This window comes from Thalassospira xianhensis MCCC 1A02616, assembly GCF_003326475.1.
Taxonomy (GTDB): Bacteria; Pseudomonadota; Alphaproteobacteria; order Rhodospirillales; family Thalassospiraceae; genus Thalassospira; species Thalassospira xianhensis.
Genome location: NZ_JPWA01000038.1, coordinates 1 through 15,921 on the forward strand (window position 1 = coordinate 1; position 15,921 = coordinate 15,921).

The 15,921-nt window shown below is 56.9% G+C and carries 17 protein-coding genes and 1 pseudogene; 14 read left to right on the forward strand and 4 right to left on the reverse strand.

What is annotated here, in order from left to right:
- The 6 genes and pseudogenes from TH5_RS21395 to TH5_RS21420 form a co-directional block, all read left to right on the forward strand.
- Positions 1-836: pseudogene (locus TH5_RS21395) on the forward strand (hypothetical protein); the annotation flags it as partial.
- Positions 837-1,006: 170 nt separating this feature from the next.
- Positions 1,007-2,119, forward strand: a complete 1,113-nt coding sequence (locus tag TH5_RS21400) for a phage head spike fiber domain-containing protein (RefSeq protein WP_114123576.1) — start codon at positions 1,007-1,009, stop codon at positions 2,117-2,119.
- A 34-nt stretch (positions 2,120-2,153) separates the two neighbouring features.
- Positions 2,154-2,459: a hypothetical protein gene (locus TH5_RS21405; protein ID WP_147250156.1), complete on the forward strand. Its 306-nt coding sequence runs from the start codon at positions 2,154-2,156 to the stop codon at positions 2,457-2,459.
- 103 nt (positions 2,460-2,562) lie between these two features.
- On the forward strand, positions 2,563-3,537 hold the full coding sequence (locus tag TH5_RS21410; protein WP_147250157.1) for a hypothetical protein: 975 nt from the start codon (positions 2,563-2,565) through the stop codon (positions 3,535-3,537).
- A gap of 231 nt (positions 3,538-3,768) precedes the next feature.
- A complete protein-coding gene (locus TH5_RS21415) occupies positions 3,769-4,182 on the forward strand; it encodes an MbcA/ParS/Xre antitoxin family protein (protein ID WP_114123579.1) in 414 nt (137 codons plus the stop codon).
- Positions 4,179-4,865 carry an RES family NAD+ phosphorylase gene (locus TH5_RS21420; RefSeq protein ID WP_244204995.1) on the forward strand — a complete coding sequence of 229 codons (687 nt, stop codon included), beginning with the start codon at positions 4,179-4,181 and terminating at the stop codon, positions 4,863-4,865. Before TH5_RS21415 ends, TH5_RS21420 begins: the two co-directional genes overlap by 4 nt.
- Before the next feature lie 188 nt (positions 4,866-5,053).
- Here the strand turns inward: TH5_RS21420 and TH5_RS21425 are convergent, their stop codons facing one another.
- On the reverse strand, positions 5,054-6,034 hold the full coding sequence (locus TH5_RS21425) for an alpha/beta hydrolase family protein (protein ID WP_114123580.1): 981 nt from the start codon (positions 6,032-6,034) through the stop codon (positions 5,054-5,056).
- A 186-nt stretch (positions 6,035-6,220) separates the two neighbouring features.
- On the opposite strand from TH5_RS21425, the gene TH5_RS21430 reads away from it, so the two are divergent.
- The 5 genes from TH5_RS21430 to TH5_RS21450 all read left to right on the forward strand — a co-directional run bounded on the left by TH5_RS21430 (position 6,221) and on the right by TH5_RS21450 (position 10,342).
- A complete protein-coding gene (locus TH5_RS21430) occupies positions 6,221-6,841 on the forward strand; it encodes a TetR/AcrR family transcriptional regulator (RefSeq protein ID WP_114123581.1) in 621 nt (206 codons plus the stop codon).
- Between the two features lie 109 nt (positions 6,842-6,950).
- Complete coding sequence (gene terL / locus TH5_RS21435) at positions 6,951-8,498, forward strand: phage terminase large subunit (protein WP_114123582.1); 1,548 nt, start codon at positions 6,951-6,953, stop codon at positions 8,496-8,498.
- A gap of 286 nt (positions 8,499-8,784) precedes the next feature.
- Positions 8,785-9,102, forward strand: a complete 318-nt coding sequence (locus TH5_RS21440) for a hypothetical protein (protein ID WP_114123612.1) — start codon at positions 8,785-8,787, stop codon at positions 9,100-9,102.
- A 453-nt stretch (positions 9,103-9,555) separates the two neighbouring features.
- Positions 9,556-9,849 carry a hypothetical protein gene (locus TH5_RS21445; RefSeq protein WP_062952716.1) on the forward strand — a complete coding sequence of 98 codons (294 nt, stop codon included), beginning with the start codon at positions 9,556-9,558 and terminating at the stop codon, positions 9,847-9,849.
- Between the two features lie 37 nt (positions 9,850-9,886).
- Positions 9,887-10,342: a cell wall hydrolase gene (locus TH5_RS21450; RefSeq protein WP_114123583.1), complete on the forward strand. Its 456-nt coding sequence runs from the start codon at positions 9,887-9,889 to the stop codon at positions 10,340-10,342.
- Positions 10,343-10,505: 163 nt separating this feature from the next.
- Here the strand turns inward: TH5_RS21450 and TH5_RS21455 are convergent, their stop codons facing one another.
- Positions 10,506-11,102: a papain-like cysteine protease family protein gene (locus TH5_RS21455; protein WP_167443616.1), complete on the reverse strand. Its 597-nt coding sequence runs from the start codon at positions 11,100-11,102 to the stop codon at positions 10,506-10,508.
- 146 nt (positions 11,103-11,248) lie between these two features.
- Between TH5_RS21455 and TH5_RS21460 the strand changes: the two genes are divergently transcribed.
- Entirely contained in the window at positions 11,249-11,749 is a 501-nt protein-coding gene (locus TH5_RS21460; RefSeq protein WP_114123585.1) for a 3TM-type holin, read from the forward strand.
- Positions 11,750-11,807: 58 nt separating this feature from the next.
- On the forward strand, positions 11,808-12,341 hold the full coding sequence (locus tag TH5_RS21465; RefSeq protein WP_114123586.1) for an NUDIX hydrolase: 534 nt from the start codon (positions 11,808-11,810) through the stop codon (positions 12,339-12,341).
- A 61-nt stretch (positions 12,342-12,402) separates the two neighbouring features.
- Here the strand turns inward: TH5_RS21465 and TH5_RS21470 are convergent, their stop codons facing one another.
- Positions 12,403-13,419 (reverse strand): extracellular catalytic domain type 1 short-chain-length polyhydroxyalkanoate depolymerase, encoded by a 1,017-nt coding sequence (locus TH5_RS21470; protein ID WP_114123587.1) that lies wholly within the window; start codon positions 13,417-13,419, stop codon positions 12,403-12,405.
- Between the two features lie 726 nt (positions 13,420-14,145).
- On the opposite strand from TH5_RS21470, the gene tcmP reads away from it, so the two are divergent.
- A complete protein-coding gene (tcmP, locus tag TH5_RS21480; RefSeq protein WP_114123588.1) occupies positions 14,146-15,030 on the forward strand; it encodes a three-Cys-motif partner protein TcmP in 885 nt (294 codons plus the stop codon).
- Here tcmP and TH5_RS21485 read toward each other — a convergent pair.
- A complete protein-coding gene (locus TH5_RS21485; RefSeq protein WP_114123589.1) occupies positions 15,023-15,796 on the reverse strand; it encodes a DUF5131 family protein in 774 nt (257 codons plus the stop codon). The two genes, tcmP and TH5_RS21485, sit on opposite strands and share 8 nt — an antisense overlap.
- Between the last annotated feature and the right edge of the window lie 125 nt (positions 15,797-15,921).

The window sequence follows — 15,921 nt, forward strand, 5'->3', positions numbered from 1 at the left end:
CCGCGCTTGCGGGGTTTCAGAAGCAGATGGCGGGGGCGGCGTTTGATCTTGATCTGCGGGCGCAAAACGCAACACTTTGGCAGGATGAGCGCCGCATGCCGGTGATTGATGCGCCGAGTGACCGGATCATGGATATCCGCGAGACGGGGGCGCTGGTGCGGTTATCGAATGGCGGGCGGCTGAGCCTTCCAAGGGTGAGTGCCGCGCGCAACGGGGTGCGATACCGGGTGGTCAATGGCGATGGCACGATGGTCGATGTCCGTGCGGCCAGCGGGGACCAGATTGTGCCGTTGGACGGGGCGGCGGTGCGCAGTGTTTATGCCCTGCCGTTGCGGGGGGATTGCGTTGATCTGATCTGTGATGGGACGCGGTGGTTTGCCGCATCAATCCGCGAGGGCGGGCCGGTGGTGAAGCTTTTGCGCACCAGTTCGCAGGATATTCCGGCGGGTGGTTATTTCATTGTCGAATGGGATCAGGTGGCGGAAGACAGCCACGGGCTATATGACGCGGCAATGCATGGGGTCGGGAGCCTTCCACCCGGTTTTTACCATGTCGATGCCGGGGTGAATTTTGCCATCGGGGAAACGGCGGTGGCGGTCAGTGCCTATGTCGAGCGGCAGGGGCCATCGGGCTGGAGCACGCATTTGCAGGCGTCCGATCTTGTGGGGTCGGGGAGCAATGCGACGCAGAGTGTGCGGGTCAGCGGCATCGCCCGGATCGCGATTGGCACGGATAATGCGCTTCGGCTGCGGGTGCGCCATTCGGACAGTGTGACGCGCCAGATCGCGGCGGGTTCGGTGATGAGCTGGTTTCATCTGCATCGCATTGGCGGGTAGGTTTTGAAGGGGGCGGCAAGGCTTGCTGGATTCCCGCGTTCGCGGGAATGACGGTTTATTGGGATGAGGCTTTTCCGCCTGTTCGTCACTCCCGCGCAGGCGGGAGTCCATCGGGCGGCAGGCTCGGTGATCCAAACGACATTTCATTATTCAGGGACGGAGAATGCAAAATGGGCATGCGATATGCGCCATTGGAAAGCTGTCTGCGCGTGACGCGGGGCAGCCCGAAGATCCTGCGCGGACCGAACGGGATTTTGGCCGGGATTGGCGTGGATATTCCCGGCCATGATCATGATGAACTGGGCCGGGCGAAGGGGCTTTTGATTGAGGGGGCGGCGAGCAATCTGCTGCGTTATTCCGCAAGTTTTTCCAATCCGCTTTGGGAAAAGGATGCGGGGGTGGTTGTGGCAATGTCTGCGGTTGCGGCCCCGGATGGGAGTATCACGGCCACACGGCTTGACCTTCCGGGCGGGACGGCGGGGCTTTATCAGCGGGTCGATGACCTGATCGCGGGGGAGGTTTACAGCTTTGGCATATGGGCGCGGGCGGTATCGGGCATGGCGGAAATTACGCTGGGCGGGGTGGATGGGGCGTCAAACCATGCGGTGAGCCTTGATGAAAGCTGGCAACGGGTAGGATTTGCGGAAACCGCATCGGACAGCAGCCGATACCCAAAAATCAGCACCGGGATTTCGGGCAATCCGGTATCGATCCTGATCTGGAATGCGCAGCTTGAGGCCGGACCGGTTTTGACCAGCGATCTGATCAGCAAGGGTATTCCCGCCGCACGCGCGATGGATGATGTGATGCTGGAGCCGGGGGACTGGTTCCGGGGCGCAACCGGGCGGGGCACGTTTGTTTTTGATCTGGAATTGCCAGCGGCCTGGGCCAGGATTTGGCGGATCGTGCAGATGCATTCGGGGAACCTTAACGATGATCATCTTGATTTTGGCTATGACAGCGCAGCCGATCAGTTGCGGATTTCATTGCGTAAGGCTGGCGTGCCGATCATCACGCAGTCGCTTTATGGCGGGATTGTGCCGGGGACGCGCACGCGAATTGTGCTGACGTGGGCGGATGATGCGGTTGCGGTTGCCAAAGACGGGGTGATTTTGAAATCACCGGGCGGCTTTGCCATGCCGCGTAATTTCAAGGTGATCCGGCTGGGGAGTTATGCCGGGCAAAGCGGGGCGTTAAACGGGCATTTGCGCGGGGTTTCCTATTGGCCGGAACGGTTGGGCGATGATCGGTTGGCGGCACTTTCGGCAAATTTCGAAAATTAACCCCATGGAAGCAAAAGCGGAGACGGAGGACAGCATGGAGGAACTTGATACGGTGCGGGCGGAGTTTTTGCAAAGCCTGCCCGGTGATATCAACCGTGCGCGCAATGCCTATCGCCGGATGGCGCAGGCAGCAGCACTCAAGATGGATGCCAAAAGCTTTGCCGCCCATCAAACGGCGTGCAAGGCGGGGCTTTCGCATCTGGAGGGTCTGATCAAGCTGCTGCGCTGGGCGTCTGGCCCGGACGGGGCGGAGAGCGACAAGGCAAAGTCGCCCGCGATGGAGGGGGCGGAGATCAGGAAGCTGATTGCCGAGGCACGGGGGGCGTTGGCGGGGAGTTGAGAGAGCATTTGTTTGTGTCTTAGTGAATACCGAGGCTGTACTTTTAAATTATAGCGTTCTTATATTACTGTTACTCTCGTGTGAGTAGTGTTTTGGGGGCGTTATGTCTGAAATGAACTCGGATTTGTTGGTCGTCACCGAAAATATTGTCCGAGAATTTGTATTGGAGAATTTGCCTTATGATCGCAATAAGACTGCTGTCTTAAGAGACCTTGAGGGAATGACGGGCAATGATTTGTTGCACACATATCTGAACTGGTTTGCCAGAATTGTCCCCTCTGTTCCCAGGCATGTTCATTTGTCCCAATCTCTTTTAATGAACCCGTTACTTTCCAAGTATGGAAGAGAGTATGGGGAGATACGCTTTGCAATAGAGAAGGGGATAAGTTTGCAGCCATTTCTGAGCCGAAGTGTTCGATATGGCTATGATAGAACCAAAGGTATTGCGAAGAATCTTCGGAAACGTCGTGACCTTGATTTGATGTTGAATGATTGGGGGATACATCACCTGCATCTGTCATCTTGCGTTGAAGACGATGGTTTCGTCGCAAGGTCAGACTACATTCTTTTTGCTATTTTTCGAGCGAATCACGCGTTTCTTATCGACATACGACCTCATAATGAAGAGCACGTATGGGCGCGAAAAGAACTGTTTCGTGCAATTCTGAAGAGTTGGCCTGATTATGATTTAATTTGGCGTTTGGAAGGCATAGAGGCAGGGGGAGAAAATGCAGATGAAGATGCTGAATTTGCTGAGCGGCATGTAGCATTAAGGCAAGCAGGAGTAGTATCGCCTGTTGTAATTGATGGATCGGTATATGTTGGTAGCGGTGGGCTCTCTACCGCCGGAACTTCTTGGCACAGTGGCCGCTGGACGGCCACAATTAGGCGCGATCTAGCGAATTTCTTTTCTCGTTGGTTCAATGCCCCCGGTGGGGTCAGGAGTGAAGTTCTAGCCCAAGGCGCTTTGTTACCCGATGAAGTGAATTTTAGATTCTTCATTCAAAATGATGGAAAGTACGGTGCCCTAGAAAAAGAGAGGGGCATGTTTTTAAAGTTAGGCCAGATCGTCTTTTAGCGACGTGAGGCTTCGGCTTTCGGCCGTGCGGAGAGTTCTGCATGTAGCGGCACGGCTGACTGGATTCCCGCGTTCGCGGGAATGACGGGTTGGGTTGAGGCCTTTCCATTAGTTCGTCACTCCCGCGAAGGCGGGAGTCCATGGGGCTGTGGGCTCGTTGGGTGGTTTTGCTACTCCGTCATTTGCCATTTGGCATAAAAATGCTATATTAATGCCAAATGGAGGTGCGATATGGAATTCGCGATTGTGGAGCCCACCGGGGCGCGGCCGGATCGGGCGGCGATTACCGAGGATGAGGCGGCGGCATTGGCGCGGGCCACGGTTAATCTGTTTGGTGTCTGGGATTTAAGCGATCAGGAAGCGCGGGTTTTGCTGGGCGATATGCCTGCGCGCACATGGGCGCGGTGGAAGAAGAAGGATATCGGGCGGATTGATCGTGATTTGCGTACGCGCATGGCGATGCTGATCGGGATTCACAAAGGATTGCGATATCTGTTTCGCGAACCGGCACGGGGCTATGCCTGGATCCGTAAGCCCAATGCGGCGTTTGGCGGGCAAAGTGCGCTTGAGGTCATGTTGCGCGGCGAGATCATGGATATCGCTGATATCCGAAGTTACCTTGATGCGGAGCGTGGCGGCTGGTGAGCAAGAGCAGGCATGTTGCGTGGCCGCAGTGTGTGCGGATCATCCGGTCGATCTATCCGCCGATTGACCTGTTTGAAGACATCGCCGATCCCGCCGATTGGGAGGCCCTGGCATCGGCGGAAGCCAAGATGAACCCGCGCATTCGTGACAGCATCGGCAATCTGGCCAAGGTGCCGGTCGAACGCCGGGTATCGGGGCCGGGGGCGAGTTATGTGATGGCGCCGTTTGTCCATTGTTCACCCTATCGCCCCGGCCGGTTTTCCGATGGCACATACGGGCTTTATTACGCGGGGGATCGCCGGGCGGTGGCGATTGCCGAAACCGTGCATCACCATGCACGCATGATGCGGGCGACCGACGAGGAACCGGGCTGGACATCGCAGTTTCGCGAGCTGGTCGGGCGGATTGATCATGTGTTTGATGACGTGAACGATCGGGCGGATTTGCTGGACCCCGATGATTATTCGGCGTCGCAGAAATTTGGGGCGGAGCGACGCGCGGCGGGATCGGACGGGATTTACTGGCCGAGTGTGCGGTTTGACGGCGGGCATTGTATTGCGGCGTTCTGGCCCGATGTGGTGCCGATCCCCGTACAGGGCGATCATTTTTCCTATCACTGGAACGGGGAGGCGGTCGATTATGTTCGTAACCTTGCCAGTGGGGAGACTTGGCGGGTTTTCTAGGGGCAGGTTTTGTAAAGCCGGGTGATTGTGAGGATGCGGAGAGGCTGACTGGATTCCCGCGTGCGCGGGAATGACGGAGGTTTAAGATGAGTTTTCTCTCCCTCGTCACTCCCGCGAAGGCGGGAGTCCATGAGGCGGCGGGCGCGGTGGCTGCACCGTTTCGTGATGCAGCCACCGGGTCTCAGGCGTTATTTGAGTGTGACATGGGCGTGTGACGGGGCGTGATCGGCAAGGGCGGTGCATGCGTTCGCCCATGACGTATCAGCCGGATCAAGCGCGGATTTAAGATAGGCCAGCGTCATGCGTTGGGTGATGGCGAGGCGGTCGGGGTCTTCGTCGTCGGTTTCCTTCGCATCATAGCCGGCAATGCCGCCAAGACCGTGTTTGCCACCAATCAGGGTCAGCAGGGCGTCGGCACCGGGGCTGTGGTGGAACGGGTCGGTGTGCCAGGCGGCGCCGCGGGTCGTCAGGTGCGGGTTGTCATCGGCATCGCCAGCAACGACGAGCGTTTTGGTCGTCAGGTGGCTGAAATCGGGGTTGAGTGATGTGTAGTTTGCGCGCGCAAAGTCGCTGAGGCTGTCGCCACCCTTGCCGGGGGCTGCCAGCAGCACACCGGCCCTGATGCGCGGTTCGATCAGATCGACATTCTGTGCATCCGGGTCGTTGATATCGGTCAGGCGGGCACCAAGCAGCATGCCGACCGTCTGCCCGCCCAGCGAATGGCCGATGGCAGCGATTTTGGAGCGGTCGAGCCGTCCGGTGATGGCGGGGAACTGGTCTTCTATCACGTCAAGCTGATCGAGGATGAGCTTCATATCCTGCACGCGCGAGCGCCAGAAAAACGGTGCGCCCGGTGCATCGGCCGGAAGGCCCGCGACCTTGGAATTGCCGTGGGTTGGCTGGATCACGACGAAGCCGTGGGCGGCATAGAAATTCGCAAGCGGCGCGTAACCATCCTTGGACGGGATATAAAGCGACGGCCCATGACCGTGCGACAGCAGAAGGATCGGAAGGTCCCGATCATTCGAGGGCGGGGTCAGCGGCGCGGTGATGCGCAGTTCAAGCGGCAACCCGCGATCCGGGGCCGGAAGGGTGACAGGATTGAGGCACAGGGTCGGAAAGGACGGGCCGGTCGGGATATGGCGGGCATCGGTAAGCAGTTTGTTCATGACAGGGTGCCTTGTTTTGCTTGGCGAAGGTCGGGGGCTTCGCCTATATAAGAAAAACGGAACGTTGATCCGATAATAAACGGAACTTTGTTCCATTTGATGGATTGGATATACGGAACATTGTTCCGTATATCAAGGGTAATTGCGTGTGGGGTCTTTGGACCGGCGGCAACAGGGAAGATTTGAGTGACATACGACCCGACAAAACATGTCCTTGAAGGCAAGGCACCGAAGCGGCGGGTGCGCGCCGATGCCAAGCGTAACGAGGATGCGGTGCTGGAAGCGGCCAAGGCGGTTTTTGCGACCGCGGGCGTCGATGCGCCGGTGCGCGAAATTGCCACGAAGGCCGGGGTTGGTGTGGGGACTTTGTATCGCCGTTTTCCGACAAGGTCCGACCTTGTCGCGTCGGTTTTCAGGCGGGAGGTTGATGCCTGTGCGGCGACGGCGGAAACGCTTGCGGCGGATTATCCGCCGGGCGAGGCGCTGGTGCGCTGGCTTAATCGCTATACCGATTTTATCGCGACCAAAAAGGGGCTGGCGGCAGCACTGCATTCCGGCGATCCGGCGTTTGATGCGCTGCCCGATTATTTTCGCGCGAAGTTCGAGCCGGTTCTGGCGTCGCTTCTGGAAGCTGCGGCCGCGGCGGGCGAGGTGCGGCGCGATATTGCCGCCTATGACCTTTTGCGCGCGATCGGCAACCTTTCGGTCGCCGGGGTGGGCGACGAAGCGGGGGCGGCGCATACGCGCAGCATGGTGGAGCTTCTGGTCGACGGGTTGCGGTTTGGCGCGGTGAAGGTTGGGCGGTAGGGTTTCGGTTTGGGTGAACCGGCATTTCAAGCGGTGATGAAACGGGCTTCGGCCCGTTTTTTTTTTGTTTTGGGCGGGGTTGATCCCGGCGTGTGGTGAGGGGTGTGACATGGCGCAGGTGATTGATCAGGGGCGGGCGAGATGTGCCGGGTTTGGCGAGTTTGTCTGGATCTGGAATGCGATGATGGGGCTTGGGTTGCCGGGGCATCATCGCGATATGGCGGCGTGGCTTGAGGAGTGCTGGAAGGCGGGGAAGGGGCAGCTTTTGCTGATGGCGTTTCGCAATTCGGGCAAATCAACGCTGGTGGGTCTGTTTTGCGCGTGGCTTTTGTATCGTGATGCGGATTTGCGCATTCTGGTTCTGGCGGCGGATCTGGGACTGGCGAAAAAGATGGTGCGCAATGTCAAGCGCGTGATTGAACGCCATCCGTTACTGGTCGGGCTTTTGCCCGAAAAGCGCACTGATTGGGGGACTGAGCGTTTTACCGTTGAACGACCGGGTGTATTGCGTGATCCGTCGATGCAGGCGGCCGGGATCGGTGCCAATATCACCGGATCGCGTGCCGATGTGGTGATTTGCGATGATGTCGAGGTGCCCAAAAACAGTGATAGCGCCCATAAACGCGCCGAACTGCGCGAAAAACTGGGCGAGATTGCCTATGTGCTGTCGCCCGATGGCACGCAGATTTATGTTGGCACCCCGCATAGCTATTATTCGATCTATGCCAATGAAATCCGGGCCGAAACCGGAGAAGCCGCCCCCTTTCTGGCAGGGTTTGAGCGGTTCTGCCTGCCGATTTTGGACGAGCAGGGGCAATCGAACTGGCCGGAACGGTTTCCGATCCTCAAGATCGAGGATATTCGCTGCCATACCGGGGAGCGGAAATTTGCCAGCCAGATGATGCTGGAGATGGTCGCACCCAGTGACGGGATGCTCGACCCTGCGCGGTTGCGCCGCTATGGCGATGATGCGGTGATCGCACAGGCCAATGGCGCACTTCGCCTGTCCATCGGGGATCGGCAGATGATGGCGGGCGCGTGCCATTTTGATCCGAGTTTTGGCAAAAGTGGGGGTGCGAATGAGGGCGATGGCGCGGTGATCGCGTGCGTTTATGTCTGTGATCAGGGCGAATACTGGCTGCATGATATGGCGTGGCTGACATTTGATGCGACGCGCCTGCACGAAGCCGATGAAGCCAGCCAGATTTGCGCCCAAGCGGCCGATTTCATCAGGTGCAACCACCTGCCGTCCGTCCGGGTCGAGACCAATGGCGTCGGGCGGTTTTTGCCCAATATCCTGCGCCGGTCGCTAAAACAGATCGGCTGGGCGGCAAGTGTCGTAGAACATCATGAAACACAGAACAAGGACGCAAGGATTGAGGATGCGTTTGGCGCGGTGTTGAGTGCCGGGTTGCTGCATGCGCATGAACGCATCTGGCAAACGCCATTCATCCGCGAAATGCGCGAATGGCGTCCGGGCGAGGGACGGGGACGCGGCAAGGGCAAATCGGGCCAGCATGATGACGGGCTGGATGCGGTGGCCGGATGCCTGATCCACGAGCCGGTGCGCCTGCCGCGGGTGGAAAAATCCCGGTTTGAGGGCGACTGGCGGCCATCAGGTGCGGCATTTGCGGCGCAAAAGACGTTTGAACCGTAAAATATTTGGTGAATTCACAAATGCTTATGCACATCGTCGATCACAAAAGCGCGATATTCATGGAAAATTCAACTTTCATGCTTACGTTAACTATATGAAGGCATAGTTTTACAGAAATTTATCTATACCAAAGGCGTATATCTGACGAAATGATTTGCCTGCCGGCGCGATTGGGCCGGACCTATTTCCGCTCTGCGGCGTTGGTCAATTTATGGATCGGTTTACAAGTTGCTCCTGATTTCAACCGGAGCGCGCCGTCTGTGATCCCTTGAAGGAGGGCCTGACCATGAGGAGCATTCCAAAACTCATCGCCGTGACAGTTGGAGCGATTGCGGTCGCCACCCTGATTGCCATGCCAGCCAATGCGATGTCCCCTGTCTGCGGGGACCGGACCAAGGTGCTTGATAGCCTGAGTGCCAAATATTCCGAGGAACCGGTTGCGGTCGGTGTGACAGCCAATGGCGGCGTGATCGAGGTGCTAAAAGCCCCCGATGGCAAAACCTGGACCATCCTGTTTACCTCGCCCAACGGGGCAAGCTGCCTTGTGGCATCGGGCGAGGCCTGGCAGGAACTGGAAGTGAAACTGAACGGGCCCCATGCCTGAACCGGTAGCGCGGCAAGATCGCTGCGCGACGGCTTCAAAAGCGCATTCGAGCGCGCATGGTGCGGCCTGTATCGGGATGCCCGCCGGCCAATTGTGGCCGGGGTGGTGCCGGTGAGACCTGAGCCTGAGACCTGAACCCCGAACCCTGAATTCGGATGACATTGCGCCTTTTGAGTTTCGACGAGTGACCTCCTTGACTGACCCGCAAGCCTTTCGGTTTGCGGGTCTTTTTTGTTCCGGGGCCGGGGCGGCGGCGGAAGGTTTTGAAGATGCGGCACGAAGGTCTGGATTCCCGCCTTCGCGGGAATGACGGTTGAGAAAGGCCACACTGTTCCGTCACTCCTGCGCAGGCGGGAGTCCACCGGGCGGCTTGGGGACGGCTTGGTAAAATTTCATTCGGGTCCGCATTTCCGATGCGGGCCTTTTTTTTATGCAAAGGGGCAGGAGGATGTGATGAGCGGACCGGTTGATCTGATCTGGTGGATTACGGCGGTGGAAATCCCGGCGGTGGCGGGGCTTTTCTGGCTGACCTGGCGGATGCGCGGCGAGTTTTCCGACCGGCTTGAAAGCCTGCGCGCCAGTCACGATGCGGAGATGATCGAACTTCGCGATGGCTTGGCGGACTTCAAGCTGGACGTGGCACGCAACTACGTTTCGATCCCGTACCTTAAAGACATTGAAAAACGCCTGACCGCACATCTGCTGCGGATCGAGGCGAAGCTTGACCACAATGTACCGGCGGCATGAGGCCGGGGGCAAAACAGGATAAGGAAAGGAAACAGCGATGAATGATGTTCTGACGATGGATGCGATTACCGACCCACAGGAATTGCCGGTGGGTGAGGTACTGGCAAGGACGCTTTATGGCGAGGCGCGCGGCGAGGGTTTGCGCGGGATCGAGGCGGTGGCCTGCGTGATCCTGAACCGGGTGGCATTTGCCAAAGCGCGCGGGCGTTATTGGTGGGGCAGTACGGTTTCGCAGGTGTGCCTGAAACCGGGGCAGTTTTCATGCTGGAATGCCGGGGACCCGAACCGGGCGAAGTTGCTTAAACTCAGCACGCGCGATCCGGCATGCCGGCTGTGCAAACGGGTGGCGACCCGCGCACTTGCGGGGGAGATTGCCGACATGACCCAGGGGGCGACGCATTATCACACCCATGCGGTTGAACCCTACTGGGCGCGGGGGAAGGTGCCGGTGGCCGAGATTGGCGGGCACCTATTTTATCGCGGGATCGGCTAACCCGATGGTCGTTATTGCCATCATGGCGGGCTGCAAAGCACCCCTTTCTGCGCTTCCGGTGCTCACGTACCTCAATGTACGCTGCGCGCCGGTTCTCGGCAGCGGTGCTTTTCGCCACGCCATGCCGACAATTCCGGCCATCGGGTGGATCCAAAGCCCCACATCAATTGGCGATATAGGCCCCGGACCACATATGGGCGATGTTCTGGAACGGGACGGGCTGGGTGAAATAGGACAGCGGATCATTGATATAAAGAACTGCTGTCGGCCCCATCGGGGTTTGCACCCATGCCATCCCGCGCAGCACCACAACATGCCCGGAATAGGGGGTATTTTGCAGTTTCAGGATGATCGGACGCCCGGATGCGAGGGTGTTGTAAAGCACCATCGGATGGGCGGGCATGGCATAGCTGGCAACACTGTTGCTGACCATGTTCAGCAATTGCATGATTTCCTGGTCCTGCCCGGTGCGGATGCATTGCTGTGCCAGCATCGGGTTGGACATCACCGCTGCTGAATTGCAGCAGGTTGATTGCTGCATGCCGTTTGCGATGGAGACAAGTTCGCACTGATGCGGGGATGTATTGGGATGGGTCTGGCTTTTCCAGTGCGCGATCTGTTCGACCACGGCAAGCCAGCACCAGACCTGTGTCTGTTGCGGGATATTGATGATGCCAAGGTCAATCGGTGGCGGGAGCTGCTGCGCATTGGCCTGATCCATCCCCAGAAACAATAGCATTGCGGCAAGAAATCTTTTCATGACGGCCCCCTGATATCCCCTGCATCCAAACGCGAACATTAGATTTGATAAATAAATCTATTGGTTTTTTATTTTCGCGTCAATTTATTCAGGGTTGTGTTGGCGGGGTGAGGAAAACGGCATTTTTAAAAGGAAGGAGGTATCACGTGATACCAGCATTACTGGCACAGATCGGCCTGCCGCTTTTGATGAAGGCGGTGGGGGCGGGGCTTGACACCATTGATCATCCGGTCGCGAAAACCGCGGCGGAGGGACTTAAACAGGTGGGCGATGCGGTGACAAAGGGGGATGTCACCCCGGCGCAAATCATGGAGGCCAACCGCCATTCCGAACGCATGGCGGAAATCGAGCTTTCGCGGGACCGGAGCGTTTTGGCAACCATCAACCGCACCATCCGGGCCGAGGTGCAAAGCGAGGATGCGTTTGTGCGCCGCTGGCGACCGAGCTTTGGCTATGCCGTCGCACTCACCTGGATCATGACCATGGGATCGATTGCGTGCGCCATCATCTTAACGCCGCTTCAGGCCCCGGCGATTATTGCCGCCTTGGTCAATACCAGCCCGATCTGGGGCATTGCGCTGGGCGTTCTGGGGGTCAGTGTGGTGAAGCGGAGTGCGGATAAGAAGATCGGAGAGGGTGGCGCGTGACGGGGTGGCGGCCTGTTTGCGGCGGTGATTGCGGGTTGTCTCGGGTGGTGTGGCTGATATGATCGAAAACACCACCCAGGGGGCTAACAGGGGGCTTGAGATTCTGCTGGCCTCCGCAGGCGAGGCCGCCATGTCTGATCAAACTTCATCATTGCATTTACCAGAACGGCCGATTGCGGCGACAATTGCGGTTGTCGTGCGTGATCAGCAGGTTTTGCTGGTGCGCCGCGCCAATCCGCCCGATCAGGGCATGTGGGGATATCCCGGCGGCAAGATCGAGGCGGGCGAAACCCTGGCACAGGCCGCGTTACGCGAACTTCATGAGGAAACCGGTATTTCGGCGGAAGCCGTCGATGTTTTGACGGCCCTCGATGCCTTTGATCGTGATGCGGACGGGCAGGTGAAACGCCATTTCATCCTGATTGCGATGCTGTGCCGCTGGAATGGTGGGGAGCCGGTTGCCGGGGATGACGCACTGGATGCGGGCTGGTTCCCGGTTGCCGGGCTTGAGGAAAGCGGCGTTGAGCTGAGTGCGGATGTGGCATGGGTGGCGCGGAAGGCGGTGGATGTTATGGCGAAGGGGGCATCCTGATTTGCAGCATCCTGACACGGTCCTCCGCTGACACGGCCCTCCGCTGACACGGCCCCCATCTTCACGCGGGCGCGTCAGCAACCTGGCGAAGGGTCTTTTGCGGGCGACCGGCCGGGCCGGGCTGCGTCAACCCCCAGAAAGCCGCGATATGGCGTGTCGAGGAAATGTTGACTTCCAGCATATAGTCGCCGCTTTCGCCGCAGCCGTTGGGGCCGCCGGTTTTGAGCGGGGTGCCGTGGCCCATCCCGGTGATGCGGAATTCTTCCAGTACGGCATGGCCATCGGCGCTTTTCCAGACCCGCCGGGGATATCCATCGACGATATGAATGGAGCTGGGGGCAGGGGGCAGTTTGTGAAGTTTAAGCCATTGTTTGAGGATTGCCGAGGCATTCGACGGATGGACGGTGCCGTCATTGCCGCCATGCCAGATTGAAATCTTTGGCCAGGGGCCGTTATGACCCGAGGCATTGCGCAGCCTTAAGGCAAGCTGCCGTGGTGTTCGACCGGCGAAGCGCCCCTGCATGCTGCGAAATGCCGCCTGCGTGGTATCCGCGCAGCCATATGGCAGGCCCGCGATGATCGCCCCGCCGGCAAACAGTTCCGGATAGGTCGCCAGCATCACCGAGGTCATGGCACCACCCGCGGACAAACCGGTGATGAATATCCGCCCGCGGTCGATGGCATGATCGCGGGCGACCTGCGTTACCATATGCATGATCGACAGGGGCTCGCCGGAGCCGCGGGTATTGTCGCGCGGGCGGAACCAGTTAAAGCCGAGCAACAGGTTGTTCAGGCAGTGCTGTTCCGGATACAGCAGGGCAAATCCGTGCCGGTCGGCAAGGTCCGACCAGCCGGAGCCGTTATCGTAATGCTCTGCGGTCTGTTTGCAGCCATGCAGCACAATCACCAGCGGCGCGCCCGCGGGCAGATCCTTGGGGATGTAGGTCAGGGCGCGCAACGATCCGGGATTGGTGCCGAATGTGCCGAGGTTCGACAGGCGATCGGGGGTGGGTTCGTCTTCTATGATATAGGCAAACGGGTTCATCAGGTTGGCAATCGCGGTTATCAGACTGTTCATTCCGGCTGTTCCCGACAATGGCGGTTTCCGATAGAGGCGGCATCTGGCCGCCAGCGGCAGAACGCGCCAGAATGTGGCAAAGCGCGTCTTTTCCTGCCCCGAAGATGATTGGTCATCCCTGCAACCTCCCGTCCCGGCGGCCTTGCCGCTGGTTTTAACGAGAGTCACGACCGGGCCGTCGCGGCGCGATTTTCCCGTCAGCGCAGGCCGAAATAGCCCAGGATGAACAAGACGATAACCACGAGGCCGACAATATATATGATCCGGTTCATTGCATTCCTGTCTTGTCGGAGAGGGGGCAATAGCTACCCGTAACGGCAAGATTACCCCTTTCCAGGGCAGGGTGAACCAATGTGGATTAGTCGCCAACCGCACCATCCGGGCGGAGGGGCAAAGCGAGGATGCGTTTGAGCGGCGCTTGCGATCAAGCTTTGGCTATGCGGTGGCCGTGATCTGGATCATGACGCGTGCGCCATCCTCCTTACATCGTTGCAGGCTCCGGCGATTATAGCTGTACTGGTCGATACCAGCCTGATCTGTGGGATTGTGCTCGGAGTTGTGGGGGGGGTGAAGCGGAGTGCGGATAAAAGAGGTTGGGGTGAAGGGACAAAATAATCGGCGGCATCTCGCTATTCTTGCGCACAGGTTGTGTAATTGTTTTTGTTTACTTACTGGAAATAATTATCGTGAACACTCGATGTTGCGATTGTTCCAGTGGGGTGACTGATGGACGTTGAACATAAGTTCGGGGGTAAGCATACCGATATTAAGCTTGAAATTGTAAGGCGATATATCGAAGCCTATCTTCTGGTGATGAGTAAGCAGAACTTTAGAAATATTTACATTGATGCATTTGCTGGGACAGGAAGCCGCACAGTATCGCAGAATGGTGCTCCTCTCTTAGATGCTGACAATGACGGAAATTTGGTGGCGCCGGGATCAGCAAGTTTGGTTCTCCAGATGGAAAAGGGGTTCGATCATCATATTTTCATTGATAAAAATCCAAAGCATGTTGCTGCACTTCAAATGCTTAAATCTAATTTTCCGAACAAATCTGTTCATTGCTTACAAGGTGATGCGAACGAACTTGTGACAAAGTTGTGCAATGAAACGGATTGGAAACGTAATGGCACTCATTGGGGGACTAGGGCTGTTTTGTTTCTTGATCCTTATGGCATGGAAGTTGAGTGGCAAACCTTGAAGGCGATTGCAGCTACACAAACGATAGATTTGTGGTTTTTGTTTCCAATGTCTGGATTGGTTCGGCAGGCGGCTAGAAGATGGAGTAGCCTTGATGACAGTAAAATCAGCGCTATTACTCGCTGCCTAGGAACAGAAGAATGGCGCGAAAAGCTTTATACACCGGATCTTCAGTTAGGGCTTTTTAGCGAGCCAGAGTTAGAACGCAAACAAGATGTCCGCGCGCTAGAAAGTTACGTGAAGGAGAGGTTGGAAACCGTTTTTAGTTCTTGGGTTTCTGATCCAATTCCTTTGTTTAGTTCGCGTAGCTCCCAACTTTATTCTTTATTCTTTGCTATTTCCAATCCCAGCAATGCAGCTAAGGGTATTGCGAGAAAAATTGTTGACCACCTTCGGAAAGGTATCAAATAGCATATGAGGGCATTTCGTCCCAAGTCTTGCCACGATAAATACGCCCGTTCGCTTTTTTAGAGCGCTTTTTGTTATCCGATCCCCATGTTCCCCATTGTTTGAAGAAGAATGCCGTATCGTGAATTGCACATTGATCGTGGATTTCATCGATCCAGTCTTCTTTGATAGGACGCGCATTGGGGCCGCTTTCACCGCCAACAATTGCCCAATCTATTCCTTCTAGGTCTACAGGACCAACTGCGCCAATCAATGGTTCAAAAGAAATAAACCGTATCGCCGCGGGGACATTCCGTAGGTAATCAATACGTGAAATAACGTCGTTATTTTCAACACTTGTGCCGAGCCAGACGTTTGGCAAAACCTCGTGATCATTCCGAGTAAGAATCTCCAGCATTCTGTCCGGGCGTTTAGTCAGAATTTGGTAGTTGTGATGGGGAGTTTTGTGCATCACTTCCCAAACTTCCGCTATGAAGCTCTCGTTCACGTCTGCATGGAAAAGGTCGCTCATGGAGTTGACGAAGATTTTCTTCGGTTTCTTCCAATTAAGCGGAGCGCTAAGTGAAGCATGATCTTCTCGGATCGCTCCTGTCCAAACCGCTTTACCATTAACAGTTTTAGTCAGCCCTTGGTACTTCTCGACGCCCATAGCTTCGAGGCGCTTTGCCATTCTCATTGCGTAGCAGTTTTTGCATCCTGTCGAATGTATTGAGCAGCCTGCAACGGGATTCCAAGTTGCATCAGTCCATTCAATTTCAGTTTCAGCCATGATCGAACTCCTGCGCAACTACTCTGATTCAAGTTGGAAATGAGCAGCCAGATTCATTTGTTGGCGGGATTCTAAATCAGAACTTTTTCGTCTTTATTAAGATTTAGGCTCTCGTGCAGCCTAGA